The 18405-nt window shown below is 71.5% G+C and carries 15 protein-coding genes; 12 read left to right on the top strand and 3 right to left on the bottom strand.

All coding sequences use genetic code 11. The features are described from left to right. Nucleotides 1-27 precede the first annotated feature (27 nt). Together AC07FK_RS27300 and tesB are read left to right on the top strand one after the other, a co-directional pair. The gene (locus AC07FK_RS27300; RefSeq protein ID WP_479107600.1) at nt 28-1185 is read left to right on the top strand and encodes an acyl-CoA dehydrogenase family protein; all 1158 of its coding nucleotides are present in this window, start codon (nt 28-30) and stop codon (nt 1183-1185) included. A 5-nt stretch (nt 1186-1190) separates the two neighbouring features. After that, nucleotides 1191-2063 (top strand): acyl-CoA thioesterase II, encoded by an 873-nt coding sequence (gene tesB / locus AC07FK_RS27295; protein WP_479107599.1) that lies wholly within the window; start codon nt 1191-1193, stop codon nt 2061-2063. 54 nt (nt 2064-2117) lie between these two features. Here the strand turns inward: tesB and AC07FK_RS27290 are convergent, their stop codons facing one another. From AC07FK_RS27290 to AC07FK_RS27280, 3 genes are all read right to left on the bottom strand, one after another. Further along, nucleotides 2118-2897 carry a phosphatase gene (locus tag AC07FK_RS27290; protein WP_479107598.1) on the bottom strand — a complete coding sequence of 260 codons (780 nt, stop codon included), beginning with the start codon at nt 2895-2897 and terminating at the stop codon, nt 2118-2120. Nucleotides 2898-2964: 67 nt separating this feature from the next. Then, the gene (locus AC07FK_RS27285) at nt 2965-3585 is read right to left on the bottom strand and encodes an SACE_7040 family transcriptional regulator (RefSeq protein ID WP_479107597.1); all 621 of its coding nucleotides are present in this window, start codon (nt 3583-3585) and stop codon (nt 2965-2967) included. A gap of 22 nt (nt 3586-3607) precedes the next feature. After that, nucleotides 3608-4861 (bottom strand): DUF418 domain-containing protein, encoded by a 1254-nt coding sequence (locus tag AC07FK_RS27280; RefSeq protein WP_479107596.1) that lies wholly within the window; start codon nt 4859-4861, stop codon nt 3608-3610. 170 nt (nt 4862-5031) lie between these two features. Between AC07FK_RS27280 and AC07FK_RS27275 the strand changes: the two genes are divergently transcribed. The 10 genes from AC07FK_RS27275 (at nt 5032) to AC07FK_RS27230 (ending at nt 18399) form a co-directional block, all read left to right on the top strand. Next, nucleotides 5032-6648 (top strand): carboxyl transferase domain-containing protein, encoded by a 1617-nt coding sequence (locus AC07FK_RS27275; protein WP_479107595.1) that lies wholly within the window; start codon nt 5032-5034, stop codon nt 6646-6648. 40 nt (nt 6649-6688) lie between these two features. Next, entirely contained in the window at nt 6689-8866 is a 2178-nt protein-coding gene (locus tag AC07FK_RS27270; RefSeq protein ID WP_479107652.1) for an acetyl/propionyl/methylcrotonyl-CoA carboxylase subunit alpha, read from the top strand. Continuing rightward, nucleotides 8863-9810 (top strand): hydroxymethylglutaryl-CoA lyase, encoded by a 948-nt coding sequence (locus AC07FK_RS27265; protein WP_479107594.1) that lies wholly within the window; start codon nt 8863-8865, stop codon nt 9808-9810. The genes AC07FK_RS27270 and AC07FK_RS27265 overlap by 4 nt, the downstream gene beginning before the upstream one ends. Before the next feature lie 2 nt (nt 9811-9812). After that, complete coding sequence (locus AC07FK_RS27260) at nt 9813-10973, top strand: acyl-CoA dehydrogenase family protein (protein WP_479107593.1); 1161 nt, start codon at nt 9813-9815, stop codon at nt 10971-10973. A gap of 298 nt (nt 10974-11271) precedes the next feature. Next, nucleotides 11272-12294 carry an ABC transporter substrate-binding protein gene (locus AC07FK_RS27255; RefSeq protein WP_479107592.1) on the top strand — a complete coding sequence of 341 codons (1023 nt, stop codon included), beginning with the start codon at nt 11272-11274 and terminating at the stop codon, nt 12292-12294. A 2-nt stretch (nt 12295-12296) separates the two neighbouring features. Continuing rightward, complete coding sequence (locus AC07FK_RS27250) at nt 12297-13190, top strand: siderophore-interacting protein (protein WP_479107591.1); 894 nt, start codon at nt 12297-12299, stop codon at nt 13188-13190. Nucleotides 13191-13348: 158 nt separating this feature from the next. Beyond that, nucleotides 13349-14803, top strand: a complete 1455-nt coding sequence (locus AC07FK_RS27245; RefSeq protein ID WP_479107590.1) for a pyridoxal phosphate-dependent decarboxylase family protein — start codon at nt 13349-13351, stop codon at nt 14801-14803. After that, nucleotides 14787-16070: a lysine N(6)-hydroxylase/L-ornithine N(5)-oxygenase family protein gene (locus tag AC07FK_RS27240; RefSeq protein WP_479107589.1), complete on the top strand. Its 1284-nt coding sequence runs from the start codon at nt 14787-14789 to the stop codon at nt 16068-16070. The genes AC07FK_RS27245 and AC07FK_RS27240 overlap by 17 nt, the downstream gene beginning before the upstream one ends. After that, nucleotides 16067-16606 carry a GNAT family N-acetyltransferase gene (locus AC07FK_RS27235; protein ID WP_479107588.1) on the top strand — a complete coding sequence of 180 codons (540 nt, stop codon included), beginning with the start codon at nt 16067-16069 and terminating at the stop codon, nt 16604-16606. The genes AC07FK_RS27240 and AC07FK_RS27235 overlap by 4 nt, the downstream gene beginning before the upstream one ends. Beyond that, complete coding sequence (locus AC07FK_RS27230; RefSeq protein WP_479107587.1) at nt 16603-18399, top strand: IucA/IucC family protein; 1797 nt, start codon at nt 16603-16605, stop codon at nt 18397-18399. Before AC07FK_RS27235 ends, AC07FK_RS27230 begins: the two co-directional genes overlap by 4 nt. Nucleotides 18400-18405: the final 6 nt, after the last annotated feature.

Genomic DNA, 18405 nt, shown 5'->3' with positions numbered 1-18405 from the left:
GGTTCAGCCGCAAAGAAAGGGGCGTCCGTGCGCCGGACCGTATTCGACGAGGACCACCAGGCGTTCCGGGAGACCATCCGGGCCTTCATCGAGGCCGAGGTCGTCCCCGTGTACGACGAGTGGTTCGCCGCCGGCCAGGCGCCGCGCGACTTCTACTACAAGCTCGGCGAGCTGGGCGTCTTCGGCATCAGCGTCCCCGAGGAGTTCGGCGGCGCGGGCCTGGACACGCACAAGTTCGAGGCCGTGCTGTACGAGGAGACCGCGCGCGCGGGCGTCAACTTCGGCGGCTCCGGCGTGCACGTGCTGCTCGCCCTCCCCTACATCAAGATGCTCGCCACCGACGAGCAGAAGAAGCGCTTCCTGCCCAAGTTCGTCTCCGGCGAGGAGATGTGGGCGCTGGCTATGACCGAGCCGGGCACCGGCTCCGACGTCGCGGGCATGAAGACCACCGCCAAGCTCTCCGAGGACGGCACGCACTACGTCCTCAACGGCGCCAAGACCTTCATCACCGGCGGTGTGCACGCCGACCGCGTGATCGTGTGCGCCCGCACGTCCGCCCCGAGCGCCGAGGACCGCCGCTTCGGCATCTCGCTGTTCGCCGTGGACACCACGTCCGAGGGCTACTCCGTCGGCCGCAAGCTGGACAAGCTCGGCCTGCGCACCTCCGACACCGCCGAGCTGGCGTTCGTCGACGTGAAGGTGCCGGTCGAGGACCTGCTCGGCGAGGAGAACAAGGGCTTCTACTACCTCGGCACGAACCTGGCCTCCGAGCGCTGGGGCATCGCCTTCGGCGCGTACGCGCAGGCCAAGGCCGCCGTCCGGTTCGCCCAGCAGTACGTCACGGACCGCACCGTCTTCGGCAAGCCGGTCGCGTCCTTCCAGAACACGAAGTTCGAGCTGGCCGCCTGCCAGGCCGAGGTGGACGCCGCCGAGGCCGTGGCCGACCGCGCCCTGGAGGCGCTGGACGCCGGCGAGCTGACGCCCGCCGAGGCCGCGTCGGCGAAGCTGTTCTGCACCGAGGTGGCCCACCGCGTCATCGACCGCTGCCTCCAGCTGCACGGCGGCTACGGCTACATGAACGAGTACCCGATCGCCCGCCTGTACGCCGACAACCGCGTCAACCGCATCTACGGCGGTACCAGCGAGGTCATGAAGTCCATCATCGCCAAGTCGATGGGCCTGTAGGCCAGGTGACCGAAGCGCTCGACAGCCTGCTCGATCTGCTCGACCTGGAGCAGATCGAGCAGGACTACTTCCGGGGCCGGTCGCGCTCCGCCGTCGTCCCGCGCGTCTTCGGCGGCCAGGTGGCCGCCCAGGCGCTGGTCGCGGCGGGCCGGACCGTGCCCCAGGACCGGCTCGCCCACTCCCTGCACGCGTACTTCCTGCGGGCCGGTGACCCGGGCGCGCCGATCGTCTACACCGTCGACCGCATCCGCGACGGCCGCTCCTTCACCACCCGCCGCGTCGTCGCGGTCCAGCACGGGCAGCCGATCTTCCACCTCTCCGCGTCGTTCCAGACGTACGAGGAGGGCTTGGAGCACCAGGCGGACATGCCGCCTGCGCCGGACCCCGAGACGCTGCCGACGGCCGCCCGGATGCTGCCGAGGTACGCGGACCACTTCCTCGACCCCGGCATGGCCGACCGCATGCTCGAAGCCCGCGCGGCGGTCGATCTGCGGTACGTCGACGCACCGCCGTACGGGACGGTCGGCGAACCGCGCGAACCGCGCTCGCAGGTGTGGTTCCGTACGAACGGCAAGCTGGCGGACGATCCGCTGCTGCACGTCTGCCTCGCCACGTACGTCTCCGACATGACGCTGCTCGACTCGGTCCTGCTGGCCCACGGGCGCGGCGGCTGGGCGACGGGCGACGTCGTGGGGGCGTCCCTGGACCACGCGATGTGGTTCCACCGGCCCTTCAGGGCGGACGAATGGCTGCTGTACGACCAGGAGTCGCCGTCCTCGTCGGGCGGGCGGGGTCTGGGCCAGGCCAGGATCTACACGCGGGACGGCCGGCTGGCGATCTCCGTCATCCAGGAGGGCGTGGTGCGCGTCCCGCGCTGATCCCCGGCCGGGACGCCCGCGCGCGCCGGTCCGGGTGCGGCGCCGGGCCCCCGCTCAGAGCAGGCCGGCCGCGTCGAGCAGGTAGGCGGTCATCGGGTCGTAGAAGCGCGGGTCGGTGACGTGGTCGTCCAGCGGGACGGTGACCTGGAGCGTGCCCTCGGCCTCGCCGATGAACAGCGCCGGGTCGTTGCAGTCGGCGTAACCGATCGAGTCGAGTCCGCGCTGGCCCGCGCATCCCGCCCAGCCGTGGTCGGCCACGACCAGGTCGGGCAGCGGCCGTCCCTCGCGCTCCAGGCCGTCGAGGATCGCCGCCATGGGCTCGGGCGAGTGCGTGTGCCAGAGGGTGGCGCCGCGCTCCAGCATCGCGACGTCCGCGAACTGGAACACCATGCCCTCGTCGGCGGTGAGCCCGCCCGGAATCCGTACGATCTCGCACCCCGCCGCGCGCAGCGCGTCGGCGGTCTGACGGTGCACGTCGAGCAGGCCGCCCGGGTGCCCGGTCGCGAACAGCACGCGCTCCCTGCCCGCAGCGGCCTTGCGCAGCCGCGCCGCCATGCGCTCCAGCGCGTCGACGGTCAGCTCGGGGTCGATGGTGTCCTGGCCCATGCGGTGCCCGGGGTCGTCGATGACGCCGCAGCGCTCCGCCATCACGGCGAGGACGTCCTGTTCGTCGGTCCAGCGGTCGCCGAGTTCGAGGCCGAGCCAGTAGTGGCGGTCGCCGTTCGCGAGCTTCCGGTAGTGGGAGAGGTTGTTGTCGCGGGGGGTGGCGACGTCGCCCGCGATGCGGGTGCGGGTGAGATGGTCGACCAGGGCGGCGCGGCTGGGTATCGGCATGACCCCCATTGTGCCGTCCGCCCGCGCCTCCGTCCGGCGAAGCCCGCGCCGGGCGCGGCGACCGGCGTCAGGCCGCGCCGCGCGGCGCGAGCGCCCCGAACGCGCCGTGCGCCAGCCGCCGCAGGAGCCCCTCCATGGCGGCCCGCCCCGGCAGCCCGTTGCCGTACGAGCCGAGGTGCGGCGTCGAGTTGAGCAGCCCGAACACCGCGTGCACGGCCGACCTGGCCTCCGCCTCCGGTACGTCGGGATTCAGCTCCCGCACGACGCTCACCCACAGCTCGACGTACTGGCGCTGGAGCTGACGCACGCGCTTGCGGTCGCTCTCCCTGAGCCGGTCCAGCTCGCGGTCGTGCAGGGTGATCAGCGGCCGGTCGTCGAGCGCGAAGTCGATGTGGCCGTCGATGAGCGAGCCGAGGACCGCCTGCGGGCTGTCGGCCGACTCGGCGGCGGCACGCTGCCTGCCGCCGTCCAGCAGCCGTTCGCTGATGCCCACGAGCAGCTCGGCGAGCATCGCGTCCTTGCCCGGGAAGTGGCGGTAGAGGCCGGGGCCGCTGATGCCGACGGCGGCGCCTATCTCGTCGACGCCCACGCCGTGGAAGCCCCGCTCGGCGAAGAGGCGGGCGGCCTCCCTGAGGATCTGCTCGCGGCGGGTGGGGGCCGCGACGCGGGCGGCGGCGTTGGTGCTCATGGGGCCATTCTAGACCGACCGGTTAGCGGTCGTTAACCTCACGGGGTCGCACCCGGAGGTGGGTGAAGGCGCGCAGGGCCCACTCCACCGGGCCGAGCCGGTGGCGCCGCACGAACCGGGCGCTGAGGGCGAGCTGTGCGGCGTACAGCAGGAGCGCCGCACCCAGGGGGACGGCGACGCCGACGCGCCCGTACAGGCCCAGACCGTACCCGGTGAAGATCAGGGCCATGACCAGCGACTGGGTGAGGTAGTTGGTCAGTGCCGTGCGCCCGGCGGGTGCGAGGACCCCGGCCGCACGCGCCCCGCTCGGCGTGCCGAACCAGAGCAGCAGGCCGGCGACGTACGCGGCGCTGAGCGCCGGGGCCGTGACGACGCCGGTCATCGCGGCGAGCAGCTCCCAGCGGGCGGACAGCGGGCCCGCCGCGCCCGAGGCCGAGAAGGCGGCGGCGGGAAGGCCGGCGCAGAGGCCCGCCACCAGGACGCGGCGCAGACCCGTCCCGCCCGCCCGGGTGAGCCACTGCCGCTTCCCGGCGGAGAGTCCCAGGAGGAAGGCGGCGACCACGAAGCCGCCCGTGGTGACCAGGGCGAGGACGGCGAACGGCAGCTGCCCCACGTTCGCGGCCACGACGTCGCCGAAGCCGCCGCGGTACGCGGCGGTGAGCTCGGCGGCCTCACGGGCCGCGGCGGCCTTCGCGGCCGCGTCGTCGGGACCGGCCAGGGTGCCGAGCGCGCCGAGCAGCAGCAGGAGGGAGCCGAAGACGCCCCATACCCACAGCGCGGCGCGCAGCGCCCCTTCGGGGGTGGCCCGGCGGGCGGCGAAGAGGATCAGGCCGAGCAGGGCGTACGTCGTCAGGATGTCGCCGACGTACAGGAACACGGCGTGCAGGGCGCCGAGCGCGAAGAGCCCCAGCAGCCGCCGCGTCGTCAGCGGCCCCAGGCGCGCGCCGGCGCGCTCGGCGGAGGCCGCCTGAAGGGTGAAGCTGTAGCCGAAGAGGAACGAGAAGAGCAGGTAGAACTTGCTCTGGGCGAGGAAGTGGACCAGCCACAGCGCCACGCCGTCGGCGGCGCCGGACGGGCGGCCGCCGAGTATGCCGTGGGTCCCGGCCATGGTCAGGGTGTTGACGAGCAGGATGCCGAGCAGGGCGAAGCCCCGGAGGGCGTCGACCTCCAGGACGCGTGAGCGGGGCCGCGTCGGCCCTGCCGGGTCCCCTGCCGCTCCCGGCGCGGCCTCCGTTGCTTCCGCGCCTCGTACGGCCGTCTCTCGCAGTGTCGTCACAAGCCCTGTCCCCCGTGTGTGGTCGGGTCAGATCCTCACACGTCCGGATCTTGGAGACGTCCTGCCGAAGGAGGAATCCACAGCTCTGGACACGGCGGTTAGCGCTCGTTAACCTGAAAGGGCGTTAACGCTCATTAACATCACGTCGAACGGGCAAAGGGGCTCAGGAGATGCGGCAGGCACCGGTGCTGACCAGCACCGCCGATCCGGCAGCCGAGGCATGGCGGGCCAACGAAGCGGCCCACCGGGAGCTCGTGGAAGGGCTGCGCGGGCGGCTGGCCGCGGCGCGGCTCGGCGGTGGCGAGAAGGCGCGGGCCCGGCACACCGCGCGCGGCAAGCTCCTGCCCCGCGACCGGGTGGACACGCTCCTGGACCCCGGCTCGCCCTTCCTGGAGCTCGCTCCACTGGCGGCCGAGGGCATGTACGGCGGGGCGGCGCCGGCCGCCGGTGTGATCGCCGGGATCGGGCGGGTGAGCGGCCGCGAGGTGGTGATCGTCGCCAACGACGCCACGGTCAAGGGCGGCACGTACTACCCGATGACGGTCAAGAAGCACCTGCGCGCCCAGGAGGTGGCCCTGGAGAACAGGCTGCCCTGCCTGTACCTGGTGGACTCCGGCGGCGCGTTCCTGCCCATGCAGGACGAGGTCTTCCCCGACCGCGAGCACTTCGGGCGGATCTTCTACAACCAGGCCCGCATGTCGGGGGCGGGCATCCCGCAGATCGCGGCGGTGCTCGGCTCCTGCACGGCGGGCGGCGCGTACGTACCGGCGATGAGCGACGAGGCCGTCATCGTGCGGAACCAGGGCACGATCTTCCTCGGCGGCCCGCCGCTGGTGAAGGCCGCCACCGGCGAGGTCGTCACGGCGGAGGAGCTGGGCGGCGGCGAGGTGCACTCCCGCACGTCGGGCGTCACCGACCACCTGGCGGAGGACGACGCCCACGCACTGCGCATCGTCCGCAACATCGTCGCGACGCTCCCGGAGCGCGGCGCGCTGCCGTGGTCCGTCGAGCCGGTCGAGGAGCCCAAGGTGGATCCGGCCGGTCTGTACGGCGCAGTGCCGGTGGACTCCCGTACGCCCTACGACGTGCGCGAGGTCATCGCCCGGACGGTCGACGGTTCGCGCTTCCAGGAGTTCAAGGCGGAGTTCGGCCAGACGCTGGTCACCGGCTTCGCGCGGATCCACGGGCACCCGGTCGGCATCGTCGCCAACAACGGCATCCTGTTCTCCGAATCCGCCCAGAAGGGCGCGCACTTCATCGAGCTGTGCGACCAGCGCGGCATCCCCCTGCTCTTCCTCCAGAACATCTCCGGCTTCATGGTCGGGCGGGACTACGAGGCGGGCGGCATCGCCAAGCACGGCGCCAAGATGGTGACGGCGGTGGCGTGCACGCGCGTGCCGAAGCTGACAGTCGTCGTCGGCGGGTCGTACGGCGCGGGCAACTACTCGATGTGCGGCCGGGCGTACTCGCCGCGCTTCCTGTGGATGTGGCCCAACGCGAAGATCTCGGTGATGGGCGGCGAGCAGGCGGCGTCGGTGCTGGCGACGGTGAAGCGCGACCAGCTGGAGGCGCGGGGCGAGGAGTGGCCCGCCGCCGAGGAGGAGGCGTTCAAGGCGCCGATCCGCGAGCAGTACGACGCCCAGGGCAACGCCTACTACGCGACGGCGCGGCTGTGGGACGACGGGGTGATCGACCCGCTGGAGACCCGGCAGGTCGTGGGACTGGCCCTGACAGCCTGCGCCAACGCGCCCCTGACCGAGCCCGCCTTCGGCGTCTTCCGGATGTGAGAGAACGATGACGGAGTTCCCCATGGCCCCCACGGCTTCCATGTTCGACACCGTCCTGGTCGCCAACCGGGGCGAGATCGCGGTCCGCGTCATCCGCACGCTGCGGGAGCTGGGCGTGCGCTCGGTGGCCGTGTTCAGCGACGCGGACGCGGACGCCCGTCACGTACGGGAGGCGGACACGGCGGTCCGCATCGGCCCGGCGGCGGCGTCGGAGAGCTATCTCCGCACGGACCGCCTGCTGGAGGCCGCCGCCCGCACGGGCGCGCAGGCCGTCCACCCGGGGTACGGCTTCCTCGCCGAGAACGCCGGGTTCGCGCAGGCCTGCGCGGACGCGGGCCTCGCGTTCATCGGACCGCCCGCCTCCGCCATCGCGCTGATGGGCGACAAGATCCGCGCGAAGGAGACGGTACGGGCGGCCGGCGTGCCGGTGGTGCCCGGCTCGTCGGGCAGCGGCCTGACGGACGACGAACTGGCGGCCGCGGCCCGGGAGATCGGCATGCCGGTCCTCCTGAAGCCGTCGGCCGGCGGCGGCGGCAAGGGCATGCGCCTGACGCGGGTGGAGTCGGCCCTGGCCGACGAGATCGCGGCCGCCCGGCGCGAGGCGCGGGCGTCGTTCGGCGACGACACCCTGCTGGTCGAGCGGTGGATCGACCGCCCCCGGCACATCGAGATCCAGGTCCTGGCGGACGCCCACGGCAACGTGGTGCACCTGGGCGAGCGCGAGTGCTCCCTCCAGCGCCGGCACCAGAAGATCATCGAGGAGGCGCCGTCGGTGCTCCTCGACGAGGCGACGCGTGCCGCGATGGGCGAGGCGGCGGTCCAGGCGGCACGCTCCTGCGGCTACCGGGGCGCGGGCACGGTGGAGTTCATCGTCCCGGGCAACGACCCGTCGTCGTACTACTTCATGGAGATGAACACCCGCCTCCAGGTGGAGCACCCGGTGACGGAGCTGATCACCGGCCTCGACCTGGTGGAGTGGCAGCTGCGGGTCGCAGCCGGTGAGGAACTGCCCTTCTCGCAGAAGGACATCACGCTCACGGGACACGCGGTGGAGGCCCGCGTCTGCGCGGAGGACCCCTCCCGCGGCTTCCTGCCCTCGGGCGGCACGGTCCTCGCCCTCCACGAGCCGCAGGGCGACGGCGTGCGCACCGACTCCGGTCTCACGCCGGGCGCGGAGGTGGGCAGCCTGTACGACCCCATGCTGTCCAAGGTCATCGCGTACGCCCCGGACCGCGCCACCGCCCTGCGCCGGCTGCGCGCGGCCCTCGCGGACACGGTCACCCTGGGCGTGCCGACGAACGCGGGTTTCCTGCGCCGTCTGCTGGCCCACCCGGACGTGGTCTCGGGCGCGCTGGACACCGGCCTGGTCGAACGCGACGCGGACAGCCTCGTCCCGGAGGGAGTTCCGCCGGAGGTGTACGCGGCTGCGGCGCTGCTGCGGGCCCGGGGGACGGCGGCCGCCGACGGCTCCGCGCCCTGGACCGACCCGTTCTCCGTCCGCACGGGATGGCGGCTGGGCGGCACGCCCGCCTGGACGGTCCACCACGCCCGCGTACCGGGCCAGGAGCCCGTGGAGATCCGGCTGCGCACCACGGCGGCGGGCACGGAACTCCTGCTCCCCGAGCCGCACCCGGCGGCGCCCGACCTGGCGGCCGCCGTCCCGCTGGAGCCCGTCACCCCGGCCGGCGTGAGCCCCGCGGAGGACGGGACGGCCGAGGGCGGAGCCGGGCTTCCGCCCCGGAGCGCCGGGGGCCTGCCGCCCGTCGCGGGAGAACCGCTGTCCCCGTCGGCACAGGAGCCCCTGCCGGTCCGGGCCCGGCTGGTCACCGCCGACGCGGGCGCCGTCACCGTCGAACTGGCGGGAGTCACCCACACCTTCAGCCACGCCACCGGCCCGGAGGGCGTGTGGCTGGGCCGTGACGGGGACGCCTGGCACGTCATGGACCACGATCCCGTCGAGGCCGGCCTCACCGGTGGTGCCCGCTCAGGCGCCGACACCCTCGCCGCCCCCATGCCCGGCACGGTCACCGTCGTCAAGGTGGCCGTCGGGGACCACGTCGACGCCGGGCAGAGCCTGCTGGTCGTCGAGGCGATGAAGATGGAGCACGTCATCTCCGCCCCGCACGCCGGCACCGTCACCGAGCTCGACGTGACGCCGGGCTCCACCGTCGCCATGGACCAGGTGCTGGCCGTGGTCACCCCGCAGGAGGAGTCATGACCGCCGTGCCCGACGGACTGCCCATGCGGGTGCCCGCGCCGGACCTGCCGGCGCGCGTGCGCATCCACGAGGTCGGCGCCCGCGACGGCCTCCAGAACGAGCAGACCGTCGTACCGACCGAGGTGAAGGCGGAGTTCGTCCACCGTCTCGCCGACGCGGGGCTCACCACCGTCGAGGCGACGAGCTTCGTGCATCCCGAGTGGGTGCCTCAGCTGGCGGACGCGGAGGCGCTGTTCCCCCTGCTGCACGACGTGCCCGCCGAGCTCCCCGTGCTCGTGCCGAACGCACGGGGCCTCGACCGCGCCCTCGCGCTCGGCGTGCGCCGGATCGCCGTGTTCGGGAGCGCGACCGAGACCTTCGCGCGCCGCAACCTCAACCGGACCGTCGACGAGTCGCTCGCCATGTTCGAGCCCGTCGTCGCCCGCGCGCGTCAGGACGAGGTCCACGCACGCGGCTACCTGTCCATGTGCTTCGGCGACCCGTGGGAAGGGGCGGTCCCGGTCCACCAGGTGGTCAGGGTCGCCAAGGCGCTCCTCGACCTCGGCTGCGACGAACTCAGCCTCGGCGACACCATCGGCGTCGCCACCCCGGGCCACGTCCGGGCCCTGCTCACCGGCCTCAACGAGGCCGGGGTCCCGACCTCGGCGGTCGGCGTGCACTTCCACGACACGTACGGCCAGGCGCTGGCCAACACCCTCGCCGCGCTCCAGCACGGCGTCACCACCGTGGACGCCTCCGCGGGCGGCCTCGGCGGCTGCCCGTATGCGAAGAGCGCCACCGGAAACCTCGCCACCGAAGACCTCGTGTGGATGCTCCACGGCCTCGGCATCGAAACCGGGGTCGATCTCGGCCGCCTCACCGCCACGAGCGTGTGGATGGCCGAACGGCTGGGCCGCCCCAGCCCCTCCCGCACCGTGCGTGCCCTGTCCCACAAGGAGTCGTAGCCATGTCCCTCGACCACCGCCTCTCGTCCGAGCACGAAGAACTCCGCCGCACGGTCGAGGAGTTCGCGCACGACGTCGTCGCCCCGAAGATCGGTGACTACTACGAGCGCCACGAGTTCCCGTACGAGATCGTCCGCGAGATGGGCCGCATGGGCCTGTTCGGCCTGCCCTTCCCCGAGGAGTACGGCGGCATGGGCGGCGACTACCTCGCCCTCGGCATCGCCCTCGAAGAGCTCGCCCGCGTCGACTCCTCCGTGGCCATCACCCTCGAAGCGGGCGTCTCGCTCGGCGCGATGCCCGTCTTCCGCTTCGGCACGGAGGAGCAGAAGCGCGAGTGGCTTCCCCGCCTGTGCTCGGGTGAGCTGCTCGGCGCGTTCGGCCTGACCGAGCCGGACTGCGGCTCGGACGCCGGCGGCACGAAGACGACCGCGCGCCGCGAGGGCGACGAGTGGGTGATCAACGGCTCCAAGTGCTTCATCACCAACTCCGGTACGGACATCACGGGTCTGGTCACCGTCACCGCGGTGACCGGCCGCAAGCCCGACGGCAAGCCGGAGATCTCCGCGATCATCGTCCCGTCCGGCACCCCCGGCTTCACCGTCGCCGCCCCGTACAGCAAGGTCGGCTGGAACGCCTCGGACACCCGCGAGCTGTCCTTCTCCGACGTGCGCGTCCCGGTCGCGAACCTCCTCGGCGAAGAGGGCCGGGGTTACGCCCAGTTCCTGCGCATCCTCGACGAGGGCCGCATCGCCATCTCGGCCCTCGCGACCGGCCTGGCCCAGGGCTGCGTCGACGAGTCGGTGGCGTACGCGAAGGAGCGGCACACCTTCGGCCGGCCCATCGGCTCCAACCAGGCGATCCAGTTCAAGATCGCCGACATGGAGATGCGCGCCCACATGGCCCGCGTCGGCTGGCGGGACGCTGCCTCCCGCCTGGTCCAGGGCGAGCCGTTCAAGAAGGAGGCGGCGCTCGCCAAGCTGTACTCCTCCACGGTCGCGGTGGACAACGCCCGTGAGGCCACGCAGATCCACGGCGGCTACGGCTTCATAAACGAGTACCCGGTGGCCCGCATGTGGCGCGACTCCAAGATCCTGGAGATCGGCGAGGGCACGAGCGAGGTCCAGCGCATGCTGATCGCCCGCGAACTGGGCCTCACCGGCTGACCTTCTGGAGTGTCCGGCCCCGCGCCCCGCGCCGCACAGGCGGGGCGCGGGGCCGAAGCGGTGTCCGTTCCAGCCGAGCGAGTCGACGACGTCGACGCCGTGAAGCGATCCGGCCCGCCCGCGCGAGCATCGGCGCAGCTCAGTGCCAACGCCCTTGATCACAAGGGCCGTTCGGGGCGCCGGGCGCGACCGCCGGTCCGCCCCGCGAACCACCCTCTGGACAATGCATGAGGTTAGGCTAACCTACCTTCGAACTTGTCCCCCGGTGGACCCCGCACGTATGAAAGCAGACACCGTCATGCCTCACGCCCGAGCTTCCCACCTTTCCCGCCGCAGCCTGCTGGCCGTCGGCGGCGCCCTCGGCATCGGCGCCGCGCTGACCGCCTGCGGCGAGACCTCCGCGAAGAGCGAGGACAAGGCTGCCGGGAAGTCGGGCCCGTGGTCCTTCAAGGACGACCGCGGCAAGACGGTGAAGAGCCCCGCCACCCCCAAGAACATCGTCGCGTTCACCGGTGTCGCCGCCGCGCTCCACGACTTCGGCGTCGAGGTCAAGGGCGTCTTCGGCCCGACCAAGACCGCCGACGGCAAGGCCGACGTCCAGGCCGGCGACCTCGACATCAACAAGGTCGAGATCATCGGCAACGCCTACGACGAGTTCAACGTCGAGGCGTACGTCGGCCTCAACCCGGACCTCCTGGTCACCGCCATGTGGGAGAAGGACAAGCTCTGGTACGTCCCCGAGGCGTCCAGCAAGAAGATCCTCAAGGTCGCCCCGAGCGTCGCCCTGTGGGCCGCCGAGACCACCATCCCCAAGGCGATCCAGCGCCACGCCGACCTGGCCGAGTCCCTGGGCGCCGACGTCAAGGGCAAGAAGATCACCGACGCGAAGGCCCGCTTCGAGAAGGCCGCCGAGCGCCTGCGCCAGGCCGCCAAGGCCAACCCGAAGGTCAAGGTCATGATCGGCTCCGCGAGTCCGGACCTGTTCTACGTCTCCCTCGCGAAGATGTCCGCGGACACCCTGTACTTCCAGGAGCTGGGCGTGAAGTTCGTCGAGCCGAAGGTGGACGCGGCCGGCTTCTTCGAGAGCCTGAGCTGGGAGAACGTCGACAAGTACCAGGCCGACATCATCATGATGGACAACCGGACCGCCGTCCTCCAGCCCTCCGCCCTCAAGGACAAGCCGACCTGGAAGCGCCTGCCCGCCGTCAAGGCCGGCCAGGTCATCCCGCGCACCACGGAGCCGATCTACTCGTACGACAAGTGCGCGCCGATCCTCGAGGACCTCGCCGAGGCCATCGAGAAGGCCAAGAAGGTCGCCTGACGATGACCCGGGCCGAGACCGCCGAAGAGACCTCGACCGTTCCGTTCCGCCTCTTCGGCCTCACGGTCGTGCGGACGCGGCGGCTCAGCACCACCATGCTCCGGGTGACGTTCGGGGGCGAGGACCTGCGGACCTTCGCCTCCGGGGGCCGCGACCAGAGTCTGTCGCTGTTCCTGCCGCATCCGGGCCAGCCGGAGCCGGTGCTGCCGCCGGAGACCGATCCGGACTGGTTCGGCTCGTACCGCGCGCTGCCCGACGACGTACGGGCGGTCATGCGCTCGTACACCCTGCGCGAGCAGCGCCGGGCGGCCGACGGAGCCGAAGCGGACGAGGTGGACATCGACTTCGCGCTGCACGGCGACGGCGGGCCGGCCGCCCGCTGGGCGGCGCGGGCGGGTGCCGGCGACCGCGTCGTGGTGCTCGGCCCCGCCGTCGCGGACAACACCGCCGTGCGCTTCCGGCCGCCCGAGGACACCGACTGGGTCCTCATGTGGGCGGACGAGACGGCCCTGCCGGCCGCCGCTGCCGCGCTGGAGTGGCTGCCGGCCGGTACGCGGGCCAAGGTCTGGATCGAGGTCCCGCACGCCGACGACCGCCTGGAGCTGACCACGGCGGCCGACGCGGACATCACCTGGCTGGTACGCGAGGAGAACGCGCCCTCCGCACTGGACGCGGTACGCGCCGTGCCCGGCGCCGAGTTGCCCGAGGGCACGCCGTACACCTGGATCGCCGGCGAGTCCTCGTGCGTACGGGCGCTGCGCCGCCATCTCGTCCAGGAGCGCGGGTTCGACCGCAAGCGCGTGACGTTCGTGGGCTACTGGCGCCGCGGGCTGAGCGAGGAGCAGCTCCGCGAGCGGGCGGAAGCGGAAGCGGAAGCGGAAGAGGACGAGGCGTAGGCCGTCGGCCCGTCCCGGCACCACAACAGCCGAGCCCTCCGGGGGGCGAGGGTTCGTTGCGCCCTGAAGTTAGGTTAGGCTAACCTCACTTCAACAACGGCCCTCGCCCCTCTCCTGTTCGGAGGGCACGTTGAATCCCGTACCCCCGAGGACAGTTCATGCGCTCACACCTGCTCAATGACACGACCGCCGAGCGGTACCGCCGGACCGCCACCGCAGCGGTCGAGCGGGTGGCGGACAAACTCTCCGCGACCGACCGGCCGTTCACCGGCATCACCCCGGAACAGCTCGCCCCGGCCTTCGACGCGATCGACCTCGACCGGCCCCTCGGTGACGTCACCGCCGCCCTGGACGAGCTCGAATCGGTCTACCTCCGGGACGCGGTCTACTTCCACCACCCGCGCTACCTCGCGCACCTCAACTGCCCGGTCGTCATCCCCGCCGTCGCCGCCGAGGCCGTGCTCTCCGCCGTGAACTCCTCCCTCGACACCTGGGACCAGAGCGCGGGCGCCACCCTCATCGAGCGCCGCCTCGTCGACTGGACCGCGAACCGCATCGGCTTCGGCACACAGGCCGAGACCAACGCCGACGGCGTCTTCACCAGCGGCGGCTCCCAGTCCAACCTCCAGGCCCTGCTTCTCGCCCGCGAGGAGGCCAAGACCGGGGACTTCTCGACGCTGCGCGTCTTCGCCTCCGAGTGCGGCCACTTCAGCGTCCAGAAGTCCGCGAAACTCCTCGGCCTCTCCCCCGACGCCGTCGTCGCGATCCCCTGCGACGCCGACAAGCGCATGCAGACCGCGGCCCTCGCCCAGGAACTGGCCCGCTGCACGAGCGAGGGCCTGGTCCCGATGGCCGTCGTCGCCACCGCGGGCACCACCGACTTCGGTTCGATCGACCCGCTTCCCGAGATAGCCGAGCTGTGCGAGCTGTACGGCGCCTGGATGCACGTCGACGCCGCGTACGGATGCGGCCTGCTGGCCTCCCGTACCCGCCGCCACCTCCTGAACGGCATCGAGCGCGCCGACTCGGTCACCGTGGACTACCACAAGTCGTTCTTCCAGCCCGTGAGTTCGAGCGCGCTGCTGGTCCGCGACGGCGCCACCCTGCGCCACGCGACGTACCACGCCGACTACCTCAACCCGCGCCGGATGGCCGAGGAGCGCATCCCCAACCAGGTCGACAAGTCCCTCCAGACCACCCGCCGCTTCGACGCCCTCAAGCTGTGGATGACCCTGCGCACCATGGGCGCGGACGGTGTCGGCGAGCTCTTCGACGAGGTGTGCGACCTCGCCTCCGACGGCTGGCAGCTGCTGGCCGCCGACCCGCGCTACGACGTCGTCGTGGCGCCCACGCTCTCCACTCTCGTCTTCCGCTACATCCCGTCCGACGTCACCAGCCCGGCCGTGATCGACCGCGCCAACCTGTACGCCCGCAAGGCGCTGTTCGCCTCCGGCGACGCCGTCGTGGCCGGGACGAAGGTCGGCGGCAAGCACTACCTGAAGTTCACCCTTCTCAACCCCGAGACGACGCTGACCGACATCGCGGCCGTCCTCGACCTCATCGCCGGCCACGCCGAGCAGTACCTGGGAGAGTCCCTTGTCCACGCCTCTTGAGCCCCTCGCGCCTCTTGACTTCATCGGTATCGGGCTCGGTCCGTTCAACCTCGGGCTCGCCTGCCTGACCGAGCCGATCGACGAGCTCGACGGTCTCTTCCTGGAGACGAAGCCGAACTTCGAGTGGCACGCCGGGATGTTCCTCGAAGGCGCCCACCTGCAGACGCCGTTCATGTCGGACCTGGTCACGATGGCCGACCCGACCTCGCCGTACTCCTTCCTCCAGTATCTGAAGGAGTCCGGACGGCTGTACTCCTTCTACATCCGCGAGAACTTCTATCCGCTGCGGACCGAGTACAACGACTACTGCCACTGGGCCGCCGGGAAGCTGAGCAACATCCGCTTCAACCAGACGGTCGCCTCCGTCGAGTACGACGCCGAGTCCGAGCTGTACGTCGTCCGCACCCAGGACACCACCTACCGCGCCCGCCACGTGGTCCTGGGCACCGGCACCCCGCCGTACGTCCCGGACGCCTGCCAGGGCCTCGGCGGCGACTTCATCCACAACTCGCGCTACGTGCAGAGCAAAGAGGCGCTCCAGGCGAAGAAGTCCATCACCCTGGTCGGCAGCGGCCAGAGCGCGGCGGAGATCTTCTACGACCTCCTCGCCGAGATCGACGTCCACGGCTACCGGCTCAACTGGGTCACCCGTTCGCCGCGCTTCTTCCCGCTGGAGTACACCAAGCTCACGCTGGAGATGACCTCCCCGGAGTACGTCGACTACTTCCACGCGCTCCCGGAGACCACGCGCTACCGCCTGGAGTCGCAGCAGAAGAACCTCTTCAAGGGCATCGACTCCGAACTGATCGACGCGATCTTCGACCTGCTCTACCAGAAGAACCTCAAGGGCCCCGTCCCCACCCGCCTGCTCACCAACTCCTCGCTCAACACCGCGAGCTACGACGCCGAGAGCGGGACGTACGCCCTCGGCCTGCGCCAGGAGGAGCAGGGCAAGGACTTCGAGCTGACCACCGAGGGCCTGATCCTGGCCACCGGCTACCGCTACCGCACGCCCGCCTTCCTGGAGGGCGTACGGGACCGGATCCGCTGGGACGGTCACGGCCGCTTCGACGTGGCCCGCAACTACAGCATCGACACGACGGGACGCGGCATCTTCCTCCAGAACGCCGCCGTCCACACCCACAGCATCACCTCGCCCGACCTGGGCATGAGCGCGTACCGCAACGCCTACATCATCGGTGAGCTGCTGGGCTCCGAGTACTACCCGGTCGAGAAGGCCATCGCTTTCCAGGAGTTCGCCATATGAGCACGCCGCAGTTCACGATCCGCCCTCTCGACCCCTTCGCCGACGCGCGGCTGCTGCACGGCTGGGTCACCCATCCCAAGGCCGCGTACTGGATGATGCAGGACGCGTCGCTGCCGGACGTCGAGCGCGAGTACATGGCGATATCCGCCGCCGAGCACCACGACGCCTTCATCGGTGAGCACGAGGGCAGGCCGGCCTTCCTCATGGAGCGCTACGACCCGGCCCACGTCGAGCTCGTGGGCCTGTTCGACGCCCGGCCCGGCGACGTCGGCATGCACTTCCTGGTCGCGCCGACCGACACGCCCGTCCACGGCTTCACCCGCGCCGTGATCACCGCGGTGATGGAGAAGCTGTTCGCCGACCCGGCCACCCGCCGTGTGATCGTCGAGCCCGACGTGCGCAACACCGCCGTCCACCGGCTGAACGAGGCCGTCGGCTTCGAGATCGTCGAGAAGATCGCCAAGCCGGAGAAGGACGCGTATCTGAGCATCTGCACGCGGGAGAGCTTCAACGCCGCCGTGGGAGCCGCCCTGTGACCTCCACCGCACTGTCCCCCGCCGAGGCCGTCACCCACCTCACCCCCGAGCGCTGGGCCCACGCGAGCCGCCTGCTCGTCCGCAAGGCACTCGCCGAGTTCTCCCACGAGCGCCTGCTCACCCCCGAGCCCCTCGGTGACGACAGCTACGCCGTCCGCTCCGACGACGGCGCGACGGAGTACCGCTTCACCGCCCGCCGCCACGCGCTCGACCACTGGCAGGTTGTCGCCGAGTCCGTCACCCGCCACCGCGACGGCGCCGAGATCCCCCTCGACGCGCTCGAGTTCTTCATCGAACTGCGCGGGGCGCTCGGCCTGAGCCCGGAGATCCTCCCCGTCTACCTGGAGGAGATCAGCTCCACCCTCGCCGGCACGGCGTACAAGCTCACCCAGACGCCCGTCTCGGCCGCCGCGCTCAGCCGCTCGGGCTTCCAGGCGATCGAGACCGGGATGACCGAGGGCCACCCGTGCTTCGTGGCCAACAACGGCCGCCTCGGCTTCGGCGTCGACGAATACCGCGCGTACGCCCCCGAGACCGCCGCACCCGTCCGGCTGATCTGGCTGGCCGCCCGGCGCGACCACGCCACCTTCACGGCCGGCGCGGGACTCGACTACGAGAGCTTCGTACGCGAGGAGCTGGGCGACGCGACCGTCGACCGGTTCGCGGCGACGCTGTCCGGCCTCGGCCTCGACCTGGCGGACTACTACCTCGTCCCGGTCCACCCCTGGCAGTGGTGGAACAAGCTGTCCGTCACCTTCTCCGCCGAGGTCGCCCAGCACCGCCTCGTCTGCCTCGGCGAGGGCGACGACGCGTACCTCGCCCAGCAGTCGATCCGCACCTTCTTCAACACCAGTGATCCGTCGAAGCACTACGTCAAGACGGCCCTGTCCGTCATCAACATGGGCTTCATGCGCGGGCTGTCGGCCGCCTACATGGAGGCCACGCCCGCCATCAACGACTGGCTGGCCGGCCTGATCGCGAGCGACGACACCTTCGGGGCGACCGGTCTGACGATCATCCGCGAGCGCGCGGCCATCGGCTACCACCACCGCCAGTACGAGGCCGCCACCGCCAAGGGCTCCCCGTACCTGAAAATGCTGGCCGCGCTGTGGCGCGAGAGCCCCGTCCCGTCGCTCGCGCCGGGCGAGCGCCTCGCCACGATGGCGTCGCTGCTGCACACCGACGACGACGGCGCGTCCCTCGCGGGCGCCCTGATCGCGGAGTCGGGTCTCGCACCCGAGGAGTGGCTGCGCCGCTACCTCTACGCCTACCTCACGCCGCTGCTGCACAGCTTCTACGCGTACGACCTGGCCTTCATGCCGCACGGCGAGAACGTCATCCTCGCCGTCGAGGACGGCGTCGTGACCCGGGCGATCTTCAAGGACATCGCGGAGGAGATCTGCGTCATGGACCCGGACGCGGCGCTGCCGCCCGCCGTCGAGCGCGTGCGCGCCGACGTGCCGGAGGACATGAAGCTGCTGTCGATCTTCACCGACGTCTTCGACTGCTTCTTCCGCTTCCTCGGCGCCACCCTCGACGCCGACGGCGTCGTCGGCGAGGAGACGTTCTGGCGGGCGGTCGCGGACTGCGTGGCCGACTACCAGAAGGCCCACCCGGAGCTCGCGGACAAGTTCAAGCAGTACGACATGTTCGCGCCCGAGTTCGCGCTGTCCTGCCTGAACCGGCTCCAGCTGCGCGACAACAAGCAGATGGTGGACCTCCAGGACCCGGCGGGCGCGCTCCAGCTCGTCGGCACCCTCGACAACCCGATCGCGCGGTACGCACCCGCCTGACCGGGA

The organism is Streptomyces sp. NPDC046122 (genome assembly GCF_056429965.1).
Note: the sequence above shows the minus strand (reverse complement) of the source record. Positions and strands in the feature narration are given on the sequence as shown.